At 58.5% G+C, this 1,018-nt stretch carries 2 protein-coding genes; both read left to right on the top strand.

The features are described 5' to 3' along the window. The coding region (locus tag VZ95_RS22415) for a BamA/TamA family outer membrane protein (protein WP_156995386.1) at nucleotides 1–268 on the top strand (268 nt) is incomplete at its 5' end. 10 nt (nucleotides 269–278) lie between these two features. Continuing rightward, nucleotides 279–788 (top strand): BamA/TamA family outer membrane protein, encoded by a 510-nt coding sequence (locus VZ95_RS22410; protein WP_052711916.1) that lies wholly within the window; start codon nucleotides 279–281, stop codon nucleotides 786–788. The last annotated feature ends 230 nt before the right edge of the window (nucleotides 789–1,018 follow it).

Below are 1,018 nucleotides of genomic sequence, written 5' to 3'. Positions count from 1 at the left end.
CGATTTGCAGGAATATAGTTCCTACGACTGGCGCTCGACCGGGGGTGCCTTCGGTTTCGGCTGGCAGTTGAATGATGATTGGAGCGAAAGCGTTAAATATACGCTGCGTTCCGACAGTATCAGCGATATTGAGAACGACGCGTCGCGCTATGTTCGGGAAAGCGCGGGGACGACGATTTCGTCGTTCGTGACCCATAGCATCTCCTTCGATCGCCGCGATAGCCGCCGTAATCCGACCGATGGGTACGTCATTTCCTTGGAAAAATGATGTCGCCGGTTTGGGCGGGGATACCAAATATCTACGCACCAATCTGCGCGGCGAATATTACTATCCGGTCATGCCGGAAGTGGTGGCGTCGCTGCGCGCTAATCTTGGGAATGTCGTCGGCTTTGGCGAAGACGTTCGCATCAACGATCGTTTTTACATCGGTGGCGAAGAATTTCGTGGTTTCCGCACGGGCGGCATCGGCACGCGCGATAAAGCGACCGGGGACGCGCTTGGGGCTCAGAATTACTATGTTCTGACCCAGGAAGTCTCCTTCCCACTCGGGCTGCCGAAGGAGTTGGGGCTTACCGCGCGGCTGTTCCATGATGTCGGTTCGGCCTGGGGCGCGGATGTGTCGGGGCCGGGGACGCTCGATTCGACATCGATCCGCGCGTCGGTCGGGATTGGTTTCACCTGGGTATCGCCCTTTGGGCCGATCCGGGTCGATTTCGGGATTCCGTACCTGAAACAAAAATATGACCGCACTCAGAACTTCACTTTCGGATTCGCAACGCGCTACTAATACCCGGCGTGTTGGTGAGGCGGTCGAACAGATTGAGCGAAAGATCGGTAACGATGGTGAGCAAGTTTTCTAACCTTCGGGGTTGTGCTGCGGTAACGGCAGCTTTGGTTTTGGCGGTCGCGGTTGCACCGGGGATTGGCTGGGCGCAAGCTCCGTCCGGCACCTTGCCCGCACCGGCCCCGCGCCCGAGCGGAACGGCGCCTGCTCAAGCCCCAGCAGCGTCGCCCACA

It is taken from the genome of Elstera litoralis (genome assembly GCF_000963705.1).
GTDB classification, from domain to species: Bacteria; Pseudomonadota; Alphaproteobacteria; order Elsterales; family Elsteraceae; genus Elstera; species Elstera litoralis.
Note: the sequence above shows the minus strand (reverse complement) of the source record. Positions and strands in the feature narration are given on the sequence as shown.